The sequence below is a fragment of the Bradyrhizobium sp. 1(2017) genome (genome assembly GCF_011602485.2).
Taxonomy (GTDB): domain Bacteria; phylum Pseudomonadota; class Alphaproteobacteria; order Rhizobiales; family Xanthobacteraceae; genus Bradyrhizobium.
Map to the genome: position 1 here is coordinate 3,682,731 of NZ_CP050022.2, position 15,113 is coordinate 3,697,843.

The window sequence follows — 15,113 nt, forward strand, 5'->3', positions numbered from 1 at the left end:
GGATGGGGTGAGCTCTTGCGAAACCCATCGCGATCGCGGCGCTCAATTCGACTGCCGCTTGTGAACCGAAGCCTTCTCGATCAGGAAATCGTCCAGCTTCCGACCGCCTCGAAGCTGCGGGCGCAACCACCGCGGCAGCCTGCCGCGACCGGACCATGTCTCCGCCGGGTTCTTTGGATTGCGATATTTGGGACGAACGGGCGGGTACGGCCGGCGCTTTCGATCGAACCGTCGGACCTCGTCGGCCGATCCGATCATGTGGAGCCGTTCCTCCAATCGTGCTTTTTGCACCAAGATTTTCTGAGTCAGGCTAGCGGTGACCTGCTGATGAAGGATCCAGAGCTCGTCAAGGGAGAGCGAGTTGAGATGCTCGGTGTTCATGGCTCGATCCGAATTCTTGGGCGAGAGCCCAGGCAGACAAGTCGGTTATGAATGAGCAGACAAGCCAACACTTAAATGTTAGCCGTACAATCCACATTTAAATGCGTTAGGTAAGGGGGAAAGGCACGACAGCGGTAATACAGCGGTAATACAGCGGTAATATCGTGGCGGGAGCATTTAAATTTGGGTTGGAGGTGACGCTCGCTGGAGCCCGCATCCCGCGGGCATGACACCCATCAACTCCCGCTCGACCATCTGCGCTTTCGCATTGCCAGCACGAAGATGAGTGGAGCGTGTTGCTGCTGCGACGGCGATCAACCGGGCGGTCGGGCTGCAGCCGGGAGCGACGCCCGGCGAAGCGCAGGTGGCTCAATTGATTGTAGGTGCCGCAACAAATTACACTCCAGGAGTGCGGGGTGGGCCTTTTAATTCGGATGGCCCGGAGAATATTAATCCATCCCGGCGCCAGATTTAAGCCGCAAGGTGGCCCATGTCGTGGCGAAGGCTCGTGTCGGGTAGGGGCGCAACACCGGGGGTTTTCAATGTCCGGTTATTTGCGAATTTACTTCGCCAGTCTGGTCCTTGTTGGAGGTCTTTCGGCGACACCGGCGTTCTCTAATGCGTTTACTGACATTTTCAGTATTGCTCCTCGCGAGCCCGCTGCGACGGCTCCGGTGCAGCCGGAATGCTTGGCGCGGCCCGGCAACGCGCCCGGCGCCGGTCAGCGCTGGATGTATCGGCTGGACGGCCACCGCAGATGCTGGTTCTTGGCCGAGGGCGCCGCGACGGTGCGAAAACCGAATCCTGGTCGCCTCGCCAACCGTGCTGCCAGGCCCGACGAGAACGAGACCGCGCGGCAAAGGCGGAGCCCGGTGATCGATGCGCGCGCGGAGTTACCACGCTCTACACCGGCCGACGGGACTTCGCCGACGCCGCCGGCGCGCGAATTCAAGGTAGCTGATGCCGCTTCCGAACCCGGTACGGGCCCCGTCCTGACATCGGCGGCCCGCATTGCTGAGCTTCACAGTCGCCGGCCCATGCCCGAACATTCCGTGCCTAGCCAGGTTGATGTTGAGCAGCTTCTCGCGGCCGCCGATGCGGGGCCTTCGCCCGATCCGCCGGCTATGATGATTGGCGTGCAGATTGCGGACGAGGTGCGGAGCTGGACTTCAATGTGGTTGGGCGCGCTGCTGATGACGCTGGGGGTGCTCTCCGTATTGAGCGCGAGCCGCACACTTCGGCTCGCGATGAGATTAGACCACTGAGGTCGCGCGACACACCAGGCAGGATATCTGACGCGCCGCCACGCGATCGATGAGTTCTAGAGCGCAAGTGCAGCCGAATTGTCACACGCACAAGGGTTCCGCGCGGCTGCACTCAGTTTGCCCACTGCCTTAGACTGACATTCGATTACGATGACAGTCCCCTTTTTTGGATGGGACTGCGATCATGCGGTTCAGAGTTTTCATGGTGGACAGCAGCCGGCGAGTTATCTGCGCCGCAAAGCTTGACTGCATTGACGAGCAGGCGGCGCGACGTCGAGCCGAGCAAATGGTTGGCGAGCACGACGTGGAGCTTTGGGACGGTGATCGGCTCGTTGCTGTATTTCGAGGTGCAACGTCGAACGGAAATCGGTGCGACGGCTCCGTCCTGAACGGACGGCCGGTTTCGCCTCCCGGTTAGTTCGCCAGTCTTGCTCTGCGGCCCGGTTTGGCGTGCCGTCTTTTACCGATCGTTCTCGCTTCCAGGTGTCGGAGCTTCTTTCGAAGCATCTTCACTTCTCTTAGCTCCGCCACAAGCGCTTGGAGCCGTTCACTCAGAACAGCACAAGTATATGTCTCACGAAGACTGGACACGACCCGCCTCAAAATATGACTTGAACTAAGACGTTGATGAGAAAGTACGAAAAAATCGCTGGGCCGACGCTCAGTCAGACAAAGCCGTAGCCGCCAAATGCTCCCAGTACTCTGCCTCAGCGAGCAATCTCCAACTTCTCTCAGGTTGGCGCGCGGCAGCCTGTCGACAAAGTAGCGCCATTGCTCGAAAGCGGCGGGCAACTTCCATTTCCAACCTCCCATTATTTTCCCCAACATATTTTTTAATCTTGCGATGGAGTCATCATGATTATCGATCATAATGAAATTTATCAATTAATGGCGGCGGATTCGGTTCCTTCGGGCAGCTGATCAGAACTGCTTTCGGTTTAAACTTCACATTCGTTTCGAATGCTATTTGCTGGGATCTCCTTGCGCGTTAAAGCGCGTCTCCGCCCTCGCGCGCGTGTTCGAAGAGGTGCGGAACAGCAACACGATTATGCGAAGCTCCTGGGCAAGCATCGCAATGTCGGAATCCGAACGGACTGGACGTGGGGACTCTTCTCTAATTCGTCCGTTGCTGAGAACCGAACCATATTGGCGATCAGCCCGGCGCAAATGCCGGGCTTATTCGCCATCATCATCTCCGGGGCTCAGCTCGAAGGAACGATGAAGCCCAGCCTGGAAACTTCTCATCTCCGCGGCCGTTGAGTGCGACGGGATCGTGAAGGGACGAGAACCGTTCGCGCTCACGTGCCTCAGGTGTCGCCCGGGAACACCGGTGCACCGCGCGAGTTGCCGTGCATGGCCCTTCCGAAGTCAAAAGGGTGGCTCACCGAGATAGGCGTTGCCACATCTCGACCGGCCGCGTTTGCGGTCTTCCTCGTCTATGGCATTGCCTGGATCACGCTGGGCAACGGGCTCGAATGGCACTCCTTTGCGACGCTGGCAACATGGGGCATGACGCTGGTGATCCAGCGTGCCGAGCATCGCGACACGCAGGCGATCCACGCCAAGCTCGACGAATTGCTCAAGGTCGCGGGCCGCGAGCATTTGATGAAGGTCGACGACGAGGACGCCGAGGAGGTCGAGTCCCGCCGGGAGGAAATTCGACGGCGCGGGTAGCGCTGGGTCCCGTTCAGCTCAGATAGTCAGGCTGAAATCCGCAAGCTTACGCAGCTCGTCGGGCTGCAGCAGCTCGATCTCGCTGCCCTCCCATGCGATCAAGCCGCGGTGCCTGAGCTCCTGGATGGTGCGGTTGACGTGGACGATCGAGAGGCCGCAGGCATCGGCGACGTGCCGCTGCGTCATGGGCATCTGGAAGCAGCCATCCGTGACGAGGCCGACGACCTCCAGCCGCGCGGCGAGCTCGCAGATCAGATGCGCCACCTTGGGCAACGCTGCCTGGGCGCCGAGGCGGGCGATCCATTGCCGCGAGATCGCCGCGTCGATCAGCGTTTCGCGCCAGAATGCGCGGGTCAGGTGGATGGAGCCGTCGAGAAGCTGCCTGAGCTGGCCGTGCCCGACATAGCCGACGATAGAGGGGCCGAGGCCGACGAGGTCCGCGTCCATGGGCGAAACCAGCAGCGTGTGCAGGCAAGGCATGTCGCCGGGCACATGGAAGGCGAGGATCTGGCTGCGGTCGCCCACGATGCGGGCCTGGTAGAGGAAGCCGCTGACGACGAAAACGCATCGTGAGGCGGCCTCGCCCTGGCGCAGCACGATCTCGCCGTCCGCGACCTGGCGTAGCGTGGAGGGCAGGCTCGCGATCTGCCGGCGCTCGCCTTCGGAAAGGTTTTCGATCGCCTGGAGACGCGCGATGAACTTCGGATGCGGCATGAGACTGGGGGCGAGCCTCAGCGATCTGGCCGCACTTCGACGAAGCGCTGCGACAGCTTTGCGATGGTCCCGTCGGAAACGGGTCGGGCGCGGAATTCACGGATAGCGCGGGCGAGTTCCTGATCCGACATCGGCTGCGCCGGTTCCCGCAGTCTGCCGTTCAGGAAGGCGTCGTTGATGCAATCCAGGTGCTCGCTTGGCTCCGATGCGAACAGGTGGCGGATGCGTTCCAGGATCGTCGTAGGGGTCATGAGAAGGGCGGGTAAGGTCCGCTTTCGTGGGACGGGATGGATGCGACCGGGCGAAGTCGCAATTGGTTAGCAACCTGTGCTTCCGATGCGAGTTCTAGTCCGCTGAACACAAGCCGGATGTATCATTTGATAGAGCCGGTGCGATTTTTGGCGACCGCATGGAAAAAGCCCACGACGTCCTGATCCAGAACCTGTGCGAGCACACCGCGCTGGCTGAGGAGGATATCGCCGAAATCCAGGCACTCACCTTCGCGCTGCGCGATTACGAGCCGAACGAGGACTTCATCCGCCAAGGCGACCGGCCCGAAGTCTCGGCGCTGGTTGTCGCGGGCATGGTGGCGCGATACCATCTGCTCGGCGACGGGCGCCGCCAATATCTCAGTTTCCATCTCACCGGTGATCTGCCGGATGCGCAGGGCCTGTTCATCGAGGAGATGGATCATGGGCTGAGCGCGTTGGGGCCTGCCACGGTCGCATTCATTCCGCATGGCGAGTTGTTCGCCGCGTTCCGGCGTCGACCGACTTTCGCAATGGCCGTCTGGCGCGAGACCCTGCTCGATGCCGCGATCTTTCGCGAGGCCATCACCAACAACGGTGCCCGGCCGATGCAGGTGCGCATGGCCCACCTGTTTTGCGAGCTCTTCTACCGCGCCCGCGCTGCGAAGCTGGTTCGCGGCAATCGCTGCCGCATGCCGATTAGCCTGGCGCAGCTTGGCGAGACGCTGGGCATGGCGATCGCGACAGTGAACCGGACACTCGCCGACCTCAGGCGGAGCGGGGCGATGGATCTTCGCGAGGGCGAGCTGATCGTGCTGAAATGGCGCGAGCTGCAGCGGATCGGCGATTTCAACGCGGCCTATCTGCACCTGAAGCGTCGGTCACTGCGGTGAGGGTTGCGCCGTCGCGAACGGAACAACTCTCTCGCGGGCACGTCATTCATGGAACGAAGGAGATGCCCATGAAAGCGCTCATCGCTGCGATCGCGTTTGCCGCCATGACCGGGCCCGTCATCGCCCAGAACACCGGACCCGCTCCGCAGAGCGGCATGGAAAAGCCGGAGAACACCAACGGCGCCACGGAGAAGGGGACGATGGACACCACCGGCATGAATGCAAACCGGGCCAATCGGCCCGGCATGAAGGATATGTCCAAGGGAGACAACCGCAGCGACGGCAAGAAGAAATAACGAGGGCGCTCGCGGCTCGGTCGGCGCCATCGACGGCGCCTAGCTCTTGCGTGATATGCAACCGTTTTAGTCGCGCGCGCAGCAATCGACCAGCGCGCGCCAGATGCGGTCGATCTGCGGTGTCCCGCGAGATTCGAAAGCTGCATCGTCCTCCGCACGCGACGACGTCGTTGTTCGCCTGTCGCGCGGCTCGATCCAGCGCTCCGAGATCGGATCGTACCACCGGCCGAGGGTCATCACCTCAATCTCCTACATTGTCCGACGGAGACCAACGCGATGAAGGTTCGCGACGTTCCTTATTTGGCATCACCATATTCGGGGCACGACGGAAACTTTGTTCTTGCCCGGAGAACTACGGGAATCCTGTGCCGACGGCCGTTTCCGGTCGGTGCAGCAGTGAACGTAGGGAAGCTTGGTGGGCTATCCCGCCCCGTGGCGGATACGCCGGGCCGTCGCCCCGAGACCATCACAAGACCATCAGCCAAGGCGTGCTTCACGTTCCGCGGCGTTGTCCTTCGCCGCATGCGCGCGGTAGGTGTCGATGGCCCTGTTGGCGAGCATCAGCTGCCGGCGCTCCCCGGTCCGAAGCTGCGCTTCGATGGCATCGAGAATGACATTGGCGCTCTGGTCCGGGGCACCGAGCTCGCCGCTCTTTTCCAGACAGCTCCAGGCGATGAAGAATGCGCTTTCGACGGTGCAACGGATCGACATGCGCTGCCAACGCGGTGCGGCCAAAGGCGTTCCGTGCGGCGGGCGAGACTTGCGTCAGGCCCGCCGCGCTTCGGTCAGTTCTTCAAGACGATGCGGCCGACGACCTTGCCGGCGCGCAATTCGTCGATCCATTTCTGGACATCGCCCATCGGCTCCTCGCGCATCGGCGTCGGCTTGATCTTGCCGGCGCGGGCCAGCGCCATCAGCTCGTGGGCTTCGGCGAGCGTGCCGACCATGAAGCCCTCGATGGTCATGCGCTTGTAGACCCATTGCACCATCGGCAGCGTGAACTGGCCGCCCATCAGGCCGGAGACCACGATCTTTCCGCCGCGCGCGGAGACTGCGACGGCAAAGGCCATCGACTTCTCGTTGCCGGCGAAATCGACGATCTCGTCGAAGCCGCCCTCGGTCTCCTTGAGGATGCGCTTGATGACGTCCGGCTCGGCCGGATCGTAGGCGCCGGCGGCGCCGTTCTTCAACGCGGTGTCACGCGCGGCCGGCGAGAGGTCGGCGACCGTGATCGGCTGCTTGAACATCGCCTGTGCGAACGACAGGCCCATCATGCCGACGCCGCCGAGCCCGATCAGCAGCAGGTTGCGCTGGCGCGGACGGTCGACCAGGCGCTTGAGCGCGCCATAAGCGGTGACGCCCGAGCACATCAAGGTCGCGGCCTGGTTGACGGGCAGGGGATCGTAGTCGAGCAGATATTTGGCGTCGGGCACCAGCACGTGGGTGGCAAAGCCGCCGTCGATGGAGACGCCGAGGAAGCGCTGCTTGACGCAGAGATTCTCGTCGCCGTTCTGGCAGTCGCGGCACTGCCCGCAGCCGATCCACGGAAACACCGCCTTCTTGGTGCCGACGAGACCGGCCGCGACGTCCGGACCGACTTCGTCGACGACGCCGGCGATCTCGTGACCGAGCGTGAAGGGCAGCGTCATGCCGCGCGTGGTGTCGAGCTTCTTGCCGCCGCCGAGATCGGCGTAGCCGTCCTGGATATGGAGATCGGAGTGGCAGAGGCCGCAGCGCTCGATGCGCACCAGAACTTCGCGGCCTTGCGGCTTGGGCGTGTCGACGATGGTCTCGCACAAGGGCGCGTCGAACTTGACCAGGGACTGCCTGCGCATCAGCGCCATATTCTTTCCTCCGGAATTCCCGTTATTCAGCTTCTTTTCGTATATCGGCCAATTCACGGGCCATGGCAACAAAGCCGGAAATCGGAATGGTCTCGGCGCGCCGCGTCGCATCGACGCCAGCCGCCTGCGCGAGCCGCGCGGGATCGGCGCCCAGCGATTTCAGGCTTTGCCGCAGCATCTTGCGGCGCTGTCCGAAGGCCGCGGCTGCGACCTGCTCGAGCATCCGCCGATCACAGGCAAGTGGATCTGGGCGCGGCTTGAGGCGCACGACGGAGGACGTGACCTTCGGCGGCGGCACGAAGGCGGACGGCGAAATGTCGAACAGGATCTTGGTCTCGCAGCGCCAGTTGGCGAGCACGCCGAGACGGCCATAGGCCTCCTCGTCCTCACGCGCGACGATGCGCTCGCCGACCTCGCGCTGGAACATCAGGACCATCATCTCGTACCAGGGGGGCCACGGCTCGATCGTGAGCCAGTTGATCAGGAGCTGGGTCGCGATGTTGTAGGGCAGGTTGGCGACGATCTTGGCCTTGCCGCCGTCGAGCAGCGGGCGCGGGTCGAAGGTCATGGCATCGCCATGCACGATCTCGAGGCGGCCGGGATAGCGCGCGGAGATGTCCTGCAGGGCCGGGATCGCGCGCTCGTCATGCTCGATGGCGATGACGCGCCTTGCGCCGAGCGCGAGCAAGGCCCGCGTCAGCCCACCCGGGCCGGGGCCGATCTCGACGATGGTGGAATCCTCGAGCGGCGCGGCGGCGCGCGCGATGCGTGCGGTCAAGTTAAGGTCGAGCAGGAAGTTCTGTCCCAGCGATTTTCGCGCCGACAGCGCGTGCTGGCGGATGACCTCGCGCAGCGGCGGGAGGTCGTCGATCGCGCTCATCAGAGTTGCGCTGCCGCCATGCGGCTCGCCAGCCGGAGCGCCGCGATCAGGCTGGCCGGATTGGCCTTGCCCGTGCCGGCGATGTCGAAGGCGGTGCCGTGATCGGGCGAGGTGCGGATGAAGGGCAGGCCGAGCGTGACGTTGACCGCATCGTCGAAGGCGACCGTCTTGATCGGGATCAGCGCCTGGTCGTGATACATGCAGACCGCGCAGTCGTACATAGCGCGTGCGGCCTCGTGGAACATGGTGTCGGCGGGCAGCGGGCCCCTGGCCTCGATGCCGTCGTTGCGCAGCACTTTCAGCGCCGGCGCGATGATGGTCTGCTCCTCGTGCCCGAGCGAGCCCTCCTCGCCGGCGTGCGGATTGAGGCCGGAGACCGCGATGCGCGGCCGGGTGATGCCGAAGCGGGATTTGAGCTCGGCCGCCACGATGCGAACGGTCGAGACGATCAGCTCGCTCGTGAGCTGGGCCAGGGCCTCGCGCAGCGAGACGTGGATGGTCACGGGTACGACGGCGAGCCGCGGTGACCACAGCATCATCACCGGTTGCGGCACGCGGCCGTCCGTCGCGGCGAACTCGGCGAGGTATTCGGTGTGGCCGGGATGGCGGAAGCCCGCGCGGTAGAGCACGCTCTTGGCGATCGGATTGGTGACCAAGGCGCCGGCGCGCCCCTCGCGGACATCAGTGACCGCCTGGCGGATTGAAGCGAGCGCGGCCGGCGCGCTCGATGCGTCGGGCTTGCCGGGCTCGGCGCTCGCGCGCTCGCCGGTGGCAACCACGGGCAACGCGTCGGCGAAGGCGGCCTCGGCCTCGCCGGCGCCGACCGCGGCGATCCTGACGTCGGCGCCCAGCGCCTTGGCGCGCCGTGCGATCAGGGCCTCGTCGCCGAGCAGGTAGAAGGCGGGCAGGTTCAGCTCGCGGCGCCTGAGCCAGGCCGCGATGGTGATGTCGGGGCCGATGCCGGCGGGCTCTCCCAGCGTCAGCGCGAGGGGTCTTGCCGGGCGCTCTGAAGAAGGCTCGGCCATCAGCGATTGCGATATTCGATCATCGCCGCCTTGCGGAGCTCATCGAGATAGGCCTTCTGGGTCTTCTCGTACTTCTCCTGATACATCTTCTCGCGGACCTCGCGCTTCTTCGGCGTGTCGATCATGGTCGGCTTGCGCGAGCACAGCACCACCATCTCGATGCCGTTCTTGGTCATCTCGGGCGCGGTCAGATGGCCGATCGGCGTGTCGTCGAGCACCTTGCGCAGCGCCTCGGGCAGCTCCGCCGTGGTCTTGGTGACGCTGTCGCGGATCGTGGCGTTCGGCGTCGAACGGAACAGCGAGTTGGCTTCCTCGCAGCTTCCGACGCGGGAACGATAGCTCTCGGCTTCCTTCTTGCGGGTCTCCAGGAAGGCCGCCGACGAGCCGCGCGGCACGATCAGCACGATCGGCTGCATCTTGTATTCGGTGCCCTCGATCTGGAGCTTCTCGCCGGTCTGGGCCTGCACGGCCTGCGCGACGTCGCGCTCGCCGACCTGGAGGCGCTCCTTGTAGCGGCCGCGCACGAGGCTGGTCCAGACCATCTCGGCCTTCATGCGGCCCTTCAGCGTCTCGGGGCGGACGCCCTTGGATTCGAGCGACTTGGTGAGTTGGTCCGGCGTGATGCGCATGCGCTGCGCCATGCCCTCGTAGGACTGGTTGATGTCGGAGACGCCGGGATCGACCCCGTACTTCTTGCCCTCCTTCACCTTCACCTTGTCCTCGATCAGCTCGTTAATGACCTGTTCGCGGCTCGGAACCTTCTGCGTCGTCAGCTGGTCGAGCTTGGAGCGCTGCTCGATGTCGAAATCGGTGATGGGATCGCCGTTGACCATGACGACGATGTTCTGCGCACGCGACGGGGAGGGCAGGCCGGTCAGGATCAGCCCTGCACCGAGGGCGAGGAGGAGGCGGAAGACAGGCAGTGGGGTCGTCATGATCATCGCTCGCATGTCAGCCGCCTCAAGCCTGCGATCGGGGCAAACGCGGTCGGCAACTCAAATCGTTCACTGGAGGCCGGCGGAATTGCTGCTCGTCGACGACGTCGCCAGCGTACGCAGGCCGATCTGGAACATGAACGCATGGCTCAGCACGGGCGGTGCGGTGCCCGCGGAATAGCTATACGAAGTTACATAGTTCGCCGCCAGCACGAAGCAATCGTCGACATAGCCGGCACCCACCACGTATTGGTTGAGCTTGTTGGCCTCGAGATCCCAGCGCGCCGAGCCCGATACCACCCAGTTGGCGGCCAACTTGATCGAGCCCGAGGTCAGGATGCCCTCGCGGCGGGTGAGATAGCCGAGTTCCGGCTGCGGCGCGTAATTGCCGTACAGCAAGGCGACCGACCAGCGATCGAAATTGGCGCGGCCTTCCGCCTCGAAGCGCTGGACGTTCCAGGTCTGCTCGTCCATGCGGGAGCGGACGCTGAACGTGTAGGTGCGGTTGGGCGAGTAGCTGGCGCTCGCGACGTAATCGGAACGCGGCTTGTCGAGGCCGGAATCGAGGCCGGTGTTGATGGAGTCCTGGACCGCGAAGGAGTTCAGGCCGAACAGCTGGTAGGACTCGCCGAACAGCACCTTGACGGCGCCGCCCCTGTCGAACTGCGTGGTCGACTGCACGCCGACATTGGCGCGGCCGCCGCCCTCGACGCGGTCGTAACCGGAGAACTTGTCGACGCTGAACAGGTTCGAGGCGTCGAACACCATGCTCTGGGCGTCCTCGTTCGGGAGCTTGCCGGCATAGGTCTCGTTCGGCCGGATGATGATCTGCGCGATCGGCTCGACGGTGGTCGAGCCCCAGGGCTGGATGTTGATGAAGGGGTACCGGTACTCCAGGCCCACGGTCGGCATCAGGCGGAACGCCTGGGTGTCGCCGACGGGCAGGTAGTTCGACACGCCCGGCTGGTTGGAGATCGAGGAATTGATCGCGTCGGCGCGCAGGCTGGCGAACGGCGTCCAGATCTGGCCGAGCGGATCGGTGAAGGACTTGCGCCACTGGGCTTCCGCGGTGAGGCGGGTGTAGGTGCCGGGGAAGCCGCGCAGCAGGCATTGCGAGGGCGTGCGCGCCAGCGGATCGGCCGACGCCGTCGTGCACAGGCTGCTGGTGTTGGCCACCGTGGTGATCGGATCGAACACCGCCTCGTCACGCGACAGGTTCACGAAATTGGTCTTGTAGCTGAACTCGCCGCCGAAGACGGGATAGTTGAGCACGTTCGAGTAGTCGATCACCGGATAGACGATCGGCACCTGGCTCTGGTTGCCCGAATAGCTCAGCCAGTACATCGTGCGCGCATCGAAGAAGCTGCGGTTGCCGACGCCGGTCAGATAGAGCTGCGACAGCGCTTCCGTCGGCAGCAGCAGGAACGAGCCGAGCGGATCGCGGTACTGGTAGAGGCGGTAGTCCGAGAAGAAATAGTAGTCGGACATCAGGACGCCGTCCCAACCCCAGACCCATTTGTCGTTCAGCGCGAACTGACCCTTGGTGTCGATGGCGCCGCGGAAGTCGCGGTCGCCGGGCTGGCCGGCGAACGCTCCGGGATCGAGCTGGTTGATGCCGTAAGCGCGGATCTGGTAGGCGCCGTCGATCAGGCGCTGGCGGAACTCGCCCTGCAGCATCACGCCCTGCCGCGTCATGAAGCGGGGAGTGAAGGTGGCGTCCATGTCGGGCGCGATCGCCCAGTAATACGGAACTTCGGCGCCGAAGCCGGTGTTCGTCGTGCCCGGGAAATAGCCCGGCATCAGGAAGCCGGACTTGCGCTTCACGGTCGGGTCGGGCGTCGAGAAATACGGCATGTAGGCGATCGGCACGCCGAAGAATTCGAGCTGTGCCGTCTCGAAATACAGCATCTTCTCCTGCTGGTCGTGGATGATGCGCGCACCCTTGACCTGCCACAGCGGCGGCTTCTTCGGATCGTCCTTACACGGCGCGCAGGCCGTGTAGACGCCATTCTCGAACACCGTGTAATTGCCGCTGGAGCGGTCGGCGCGGCTGGCGGCCATGCGGGTCTGGTCGGCGGTGTCCACGCGCAGCGAATCGACGAAACCGTCGCGGTAATCGTCGGAGAGATCCATGATCTCGGCATAGGTGATCTTGCCGTCGGCATCCGTCATGCGGATGTTGCCTTCGGCGTGGAGCCGCTTGGTCTTCTGGTCGTAGATGACCCTGTCCGCCTCGACGCTGGTGCCGTTGTAGAACAGCTGGACGTTGCCGACCGCGGAGACGCGCGAGTTGTTGTAGTCGTAGTCGACCTCGGTCGCCTGCACGAGCATCTGGTTGTCGTGGGGGACCGCCGTCGGCTTCGGGCGCGGGGGCAGCGGATTGTACGTGAAGCTCTGGGCTGAGGCGGGGGCGATTGCGGCAACGTCGATCAGCGCGCCGAGCGATGCCACGGCAGCAACGGCCAACAGGACCCTACGAACGGACAAGCCGATCCCGTTCGCGCGCACCCATGTGCGCCGCGTCAAACCAGACACGGGTCCTCGACGGACGGCAGTCACTAACCGTCCTCCTGATACAACAAGGCCAAAAAGCCGGTGAGGCCGCCCACCACCACGGGCAACCACGCCGCAGCGATCGGATGCATCAACTCAGCCTTGCTCAAGTCTTCAGTCACTTTCGACAAAACGTAGAGCAGAAAGCCTGCGCCCACGCCACTCAAAACCATCTTCTGCACGCCGCCCATCCGGAAGAAGCGCAACGACACGGAAGCCGCCAGCATCACCATGGCTGCCAGCAAAAACGGCTGTGCCAGAAGCTTCTGATACTGGAGTCGATATCCTGCTGTCGCGAAGCCCGAGCTCTCGGACGAGCGGATGTAGCTCGGTAGTTGCCAAAAGGACACAGTCTCCGGTGTGGAAAAGCTGTTGCGGACCTGCGCCTCGGTCAGCGTCGTCGGAATCACGAGCTGGGCCTGGTCGACCGGCGGCGAATCCAGCGAGAAGCGTCGGACGCCCTTGAACAGCCAATGGCCCGCCTCCAGCGTCGCCTCGCGTGCCTCGACGCGTTCCTTGAAGTGCTGCTCTGTGTCAAACCGGAACAGCGTGAGACCGGTGAGTCGGACGCCCTGTTTCTCGCTGCGCGCCGCGTTGATGATGGTCTGGCCGTCGCCGGTGACCTGATTGAGCCAGAAGCCGGAAGCATCCTGGATGCCGCCGCCCGGCGCCGAGCCGAACAGCTCCGCCTCCATGCGCTTGGAGAGTTCGCGCAGGTTCGCGGACATCGGGTTGTAGGCGACGGTGGCGATCACTCCGATCAGCAGTGCGCTGCCGAGCGCCGGCGAGATGAACTGCCAGGCCGAGATGCCGGCAGCGCGCGCGACCACCAGCTCGAGCCGGCGGGAGAGCGCGAGATAGCAGGTCATGGCGCCGATCAGCATGCAGAACGGCGTCAGCTTCTCCAAAAGCTGCGGCACCCGGAACAGCGAGGTCTCGGCCACCATGATGGCCGAGGCCGAGGCCAGCCCCGAGGTCTTGCGCACCATCTCGATGTAGTCGACCAGCACCAGCAGCAGGAAAATGCCGCCGAATACGCCGAGCGCCGCGACCACGAAGCGGCCGGCGAAATAGCGCCCGAGTGTGTTGGTCAGCATGCTCATGCGGTGGCCGGCCGTCCGAACAGCCGCGCGATCCGCGCGTTCGATCTGTTGATGGCCTCCATGAGGCGGGGCGGCGGCTCGACCACGATGCCGCCGATGATCATCCACAGCCCGACGCCGATGGCGCCCAGGACCATCGCGTATTGGAACAGCACCGCGCCCGGCGACTTCACCGCCATCACCGAGCAGGCGAAGCCGGCCATGCGAAGCCCGAACACGGCGATCACCGAACCGCCGATCGAGAAGTTGCGGCTCTGGCGGGTGGTGCGCGGCGCCCCCAGGAACGCGAAGGTCAGCACCGCGAAGGCGAAGGGATAGATCGGCGCCAGGAGGCTGTCGTGCAGGGCCGAGCGGAACTGGCCGGGAATCTGCTTGTAGACGGGGTCGTCCTCGGACGGCGAGATCAGCTCCCACAGATAGCGCTCGCGGATGCCGAGGGTGACGTCGCGGCCTTGACCCGAGAATTTCGACATGTCGAAGCCATAGCGGCCGAACGCCACCAGCGCGGGATCGCGCTTGCCGGTCTCGAAGCGCTGGAGATTGCCTTTCTCCAGCACCAGGAACGATCCGGTCTCGTTCTTCACGACCTCGCCGTGCTCGGCGACGATCGAGACGCGCTCGTTGGGATCGCGGCGGTCGTCGATGAAGATGCCGGCGAGGATGCCGCCGGGCTGGCGCTCGCGAATCCGGATCGTCAGGTTCTTGTCGAGCTGGGCGAAGCGGCCGGGCTGCAGGATGTTGGTGAGCACGTCGGCGGTGATCTCGGCGTCCCACTGCTTGATCCGCCGCATGCCGTCGGGGGCGAGATAGGCCGCGATGAAGGCGACCAGCAGCGCCACCACGCACGTGGCGTAGAAGAACGGATAGAACAGTCGGAACGGCGAGAAGCCCGCTGCATTCATCACGATGATCTCGGAATCGGTCGCCAGCTTGTTGAGCGTGTGCGAGATCGCGATCATCAGCGCGATCGGCGAGATGATCAGGACGAGGGCCGGGATGACGAGGCTGGTGATGCCGAGGAAGGTGAGGATGGTCTGACCCTGGCTCGTCATCAGGTCGATGCCGCGCAACGCCTGCGTAATCCAGATCACGCCGGTGAGGCTGACCAGGACCAGCGCAAACGACGACAGCGTCGTGCGGAAGATATACCTATCGATCGACCCCATGCGCTACCGCACGAATTCCCACCAAGGCCCCAATGCCGTCGCCGAATCTAGCTACCCGACCCAATCCCGAAACGGGATCCCCAAGGGACGGCCAGCCATCTGTTCCGCCAGCTTAACTCTCTCACTACCATCCCTT

At 64.0% G+C, this 15,113-nt stretch carries 16 protein-coding genes; 4 read left to right on the plus strand and 12 right to left on the minus strand.

What is annotated here, in order from left to right:
* Nucleotides 1-42 precede the first annotated feature (42 nt).
* On the minus strand, nt 43-381 hold the full coding sequence (locus tag HAP40_RS17210) for an H-NS family nucleoid-associated regulatory protein (protein ID WP_166816691.1): 339 nt from the start codon (nt 379-381) through the stop codon (nt 43-45).
* Between the two features lie 542 nt (nt 382-923).
* Here HAP40_RS17210 and HAP40_RS17215 point away from each other — a divergent pair.
* Nucleotides 924-1,646: a hypothetical protein gene (locus HAP40_RS17215; RefSeq protein WP_166816690.1), complete on the plus strand. Its 723-nt coding sequence runs from the start codon at nt 924-926 to the stop codon at nt 1,644-1,646.
* 1,353 nt (nt 1,647-2,999) lie between these two features.
* Complete coding sequence (locus tag HAP40_RS17220; protein ID WP_166816689.1) at nt 3,000-3,320, plus strand: low affinity iron permease family protein; 321 nt, start codon at nt 3,000-3,002, stop codon at nt 3,318-3,320.
* Nucleotides 3,321-3,338: 18 nt separating this feature from the next.
* Here the strand turns inward: HAP40_RS17220 and HAP40_RS17225 are convergent, their stop codons facing one another.
* Both HAP40_RS17225 and HAP40_RS17230 read right to left on the minus strand, forming a co-directional pair.
* A complete protein-coding gene (locus tag HAP40_RS17225; RefSeq protein WP_166816688.1) occupies nt 3,339-4,034 on the minus strand; it encodes a Crp/Fnr family transcriptional regulator in 696 nt (231 codons plus the stop codon).
* 17 nt (nt 4,035-4,051) lie between these two features.
* Nucleotides 4,052-4,285 carry a hypothetical protein gene (locus HAP40_RS17230; RefSeq protein WP_166816687.1) on the minus strand — a complete coding sequence of 78 codons (234 nt, stop codon included), beginning with the start codon at nt 4,283-4,285 and terminating at the stop codon, nt 4,052-4,054.
* Nucleotides 4,286-4,443: 158 nt separating this feature from the next.
* Between HAP40_RS17230 and HAP40_RS17235 the strand changes: the two genes are divergently transcribed.
* The gene (locus HAP40_RS17235; protein ID WP_166816686.1) at nt 4,444-5,175 is read left to right on the plus strand and encodes a Crp/Fnr family transcriptional regulator; all 732 of its coding nucleotides are present in this window, start codon (nt 4,444-4,446) and stop codon (nt 5,173-5,175) included.
* A 68-nt stretch (nt 5,176-5,243) separates the two neighbouring features.
* Nucleotides 5,244-5,471, plus strand: coding sequence for a hypothetical protein (locus HAP40_RS17240; protein ID WP_166816685.1), 228 nt, complete (start codon nt 5,244-5,246; stop codon nt 5,469-5,471).
* A 66-nt stretch (nt 5,472-5,537) separates the two neighbouring features.
* On the opposite strand, the gene HAP40_RS17245 is transcribed toward HAP40_RS17240, so the two are convergent.
* From HAP40_RS17245 to lptF, 9 genes are all read right to left on the minus strand, one after another.
* Nucleotides 5,538-5,708 carry a hypothetical protein gene (locus HAP40_RS17245; protein ID WP_166810897.1) on the minus strand — a complete coding sequence of 57 codons (171 nt, stop codon included), beginning with the start codon at nt 5,706-5,708 and terminating at the stop codon, nt 5,538-5,540.
* Between the two features lie 240 nt (nt 5,709-5,948).
* On the minus strand, nt 5,949-6,182 hold the full coding sequence (locus HAP40_RS17250) for a hypothetical protein (protein ID WP_166816684.1): 234 nt from the start codon (nt 6,180-6,182) through the stop codon (nt 5,949-5,951).
* 74 nt (nt 6,183-6,256) lie between these two features.
* Complete coding sequence (locus HAP40_RS17255; protein WP_166816683.1) at nt 6,257-7,315, minus strand: alcohol dehydrogenase; 1,059 nt, start codon at nt 7,313-7,315, stop codon at nt 6,257-6,259.
* 22 nt (nt 7,316-7,337) lie between these two features.
* Nucleotides 7,338-8,195, minus strand: coding sequence for a 16S rRNA (adenine(1518)-N(6)/adenine(1519)-N(6))-dimethyltransferase RsmA (gene rsmA / locus HAP40_RS17260; RefSeq protein ID WP_166816682.1), 858 nt, complete (start codon nt 8,193-8,195; stop codon nt 7,338-7,340).
* Nucleotides 8,195-9,220 carry a 4-hydroxythreonine-4-phosphate dehydrogenase PdxA gene (gene pdxA / locus HAP40_RS17265; RefSeq protein ID WP_166816681.1) on the minus strand — a complete coding sequence of 342 codons (1,026 nt, stop codon included), beginning with the start codon at nt 9,218-9,220 and terminating at the stop codon, nt 8,195-8,197. The genes rsmA and pdxA overlap by 1 nt, the downstream gene beginning before the upstream one ends.
* Nucleotides 9,220-10,155, minus strand: a complete 936-nt coding sequence (locus HAP40_RS17270; RefSeq protein WP_166816680.1) for a SurA N-terminal domain-containing protein — start codon at nt 10,153-10,155, stop codon at nt 9,220-9,222. Before HAP40_RS17270 ends, pdxA begins: the two co-directional genes overlap by 1 nt.
* Before the next feature lie 69 nt (nt 10,156-10,224).
* Entirely contained in the window at nt 10,225-12,714 is a 2,490-nt protein-coding gene (locus HAP40_RS17275; protein ID WP_166816679.1) for an LPS-assembly protein LptD, read from the minus strand.
* On the minus strand, nt 12,714-13,811 hold the full coding sequence (lptG, locus tag HAP40_RS17280; protein ID WP_166816678.1) for an LPS export ABC transporter permease LptG: 1,098 nt from the start codon (nt 13,809-13,811) through the stop codon (nt 12,714-12,716). The genes HAP40_RS17275 and lptG overlap by 1 nt, the downstream gene beginning before the upstream one ends.
* Nucleotides 13,808-14,977, minus strand: coding sequence for an LPS export ABC transporter permease LptF (lptF, locus tag HAP40_RS17285; protein WP_166816677.1), 1,170 nt, complete (start codon nt 14,975-14,977; stop codon nt 13,808-13,810). The genes lptG and lptF overlap by 4 nt, the downstream gene beginning before the upstream one ends.
* Nucleotides 14,978-15,113 lie beyond the last annotated feature (136 nt).

What these genes read in the sequence shown, in the direction of transcription:
- HAP40_RS17210 (WP_166816691.1), bottom strand. Translation starts at nt 381, where the DNA reads ATGAACACCGAGCATCTCAACTCGCTCTCCCTTGACGAGCTCTGGATC.
- HAP40_RS17215 (WP_166816690.1), top strand. Translation starts at nt 924, where the DNA reads ATGTCCGGTTATTTGCGAATTTACTTCGCCAGTCTGGTCCTTGTTGGA.
- HAP40_RS17220 (WP_166816689.1), top strand. Translation starts at nt 3,000, where the DNA reads ATGGCCCTTCCGAAGTCAAAAGGGTGGCTCACCGAGATAGGCGTTGCC.
- HAP40_RS17225 (WP_166816688.1), bottom strand. Translation starts at nt 4,034, where the DNA reads ATGCCGCATCCGAAGTTCATCGCGCGTCTCCAGGCGATCGAAAACCTT.
- HAP40_RS17230 (WP_166816687.1), bottom strand. Translation starts at nt 4,285, where the DNA reads ATGACCCCTACGACGATCCTGGAACGCATCCGCCACCTGTTCGCATCG.
- HAP40_RS17235 (WP_166816686.1), top strand. Translation starts at nt 4,444, where the DNA reads ATGGAAAAAGCCCACGACGTCCTGATCCAGAACCTGTGCGAGCACACC.
- HAP40_RS17240 (WP_166816685.1), top strand. Translation starts at nt 5,244, where the DNA reads ATGAAAGCGCTCATCGCTGCGATCGCGTTTGCCGCCATGACCGGGCCC.
- HAP40_RS17245 (WP_166810897.1), bottom strand. Translation starts at nt 5,708, where the DNA reads ATGACCCTCGGCCGGTGGTACGATCCGATCTCGGAGCGCTGGATCGAG.
- HAP40_RS17250 (WP_166816684.1), bottom strand. Translation starts at nt 6,182, where the DNA reads ATGTCGATCCGTTGCACCGTCGAAAGCGCATTCTTCATCGCCTGGAGC.
- HAP40_RS17255 (WP_166816683.1), bottom strand. Translation starts at nt 7,315, where the DNA reads ATGGCGCTGATGCGCAGGCAGTCCCTGGTCAAGTTCGACGCGCCCTTG.
- rsmA (WP_166816682.1), bottom strand. Translation starts at nt 8,195, where the DNA reads ATGAGCGCGATCGACGACCTCCCGCCGCTGCGCGAGGTCATCCGCCAG.
- pdxA (WP_166816681.1), bottom strand. Translation starts at nt 9,220, where the DNA reads ATGGCCGAGCCTTCTTCAGAGCGCCCGGCAAGACCCCTCGCGCTGACG.
- HAP40_RS17270 (WP_166816680.1), bottom strand. Translation starts at nt 10,155, where the DNA reads ATGACGACCCCACTGCCTGTCTTCCGCCTCCTCCTCGCCCTCGGTGCA.
- lptG (WP_166816678.1), bottom strand. Translation starts at nt 13,811, where the DNA reads ATGAGCATGCTGACCAACACACTCGGGCGCTATTTCGCCGGCCGCTTC.
- lptF (WP_166816677.1), bottom strand. Translation starts at nt 14,977, where the DNA reads ATGGGGTCGATCGATAGGTATATCTTCCGCACGACGCTGTCGTCGTTT.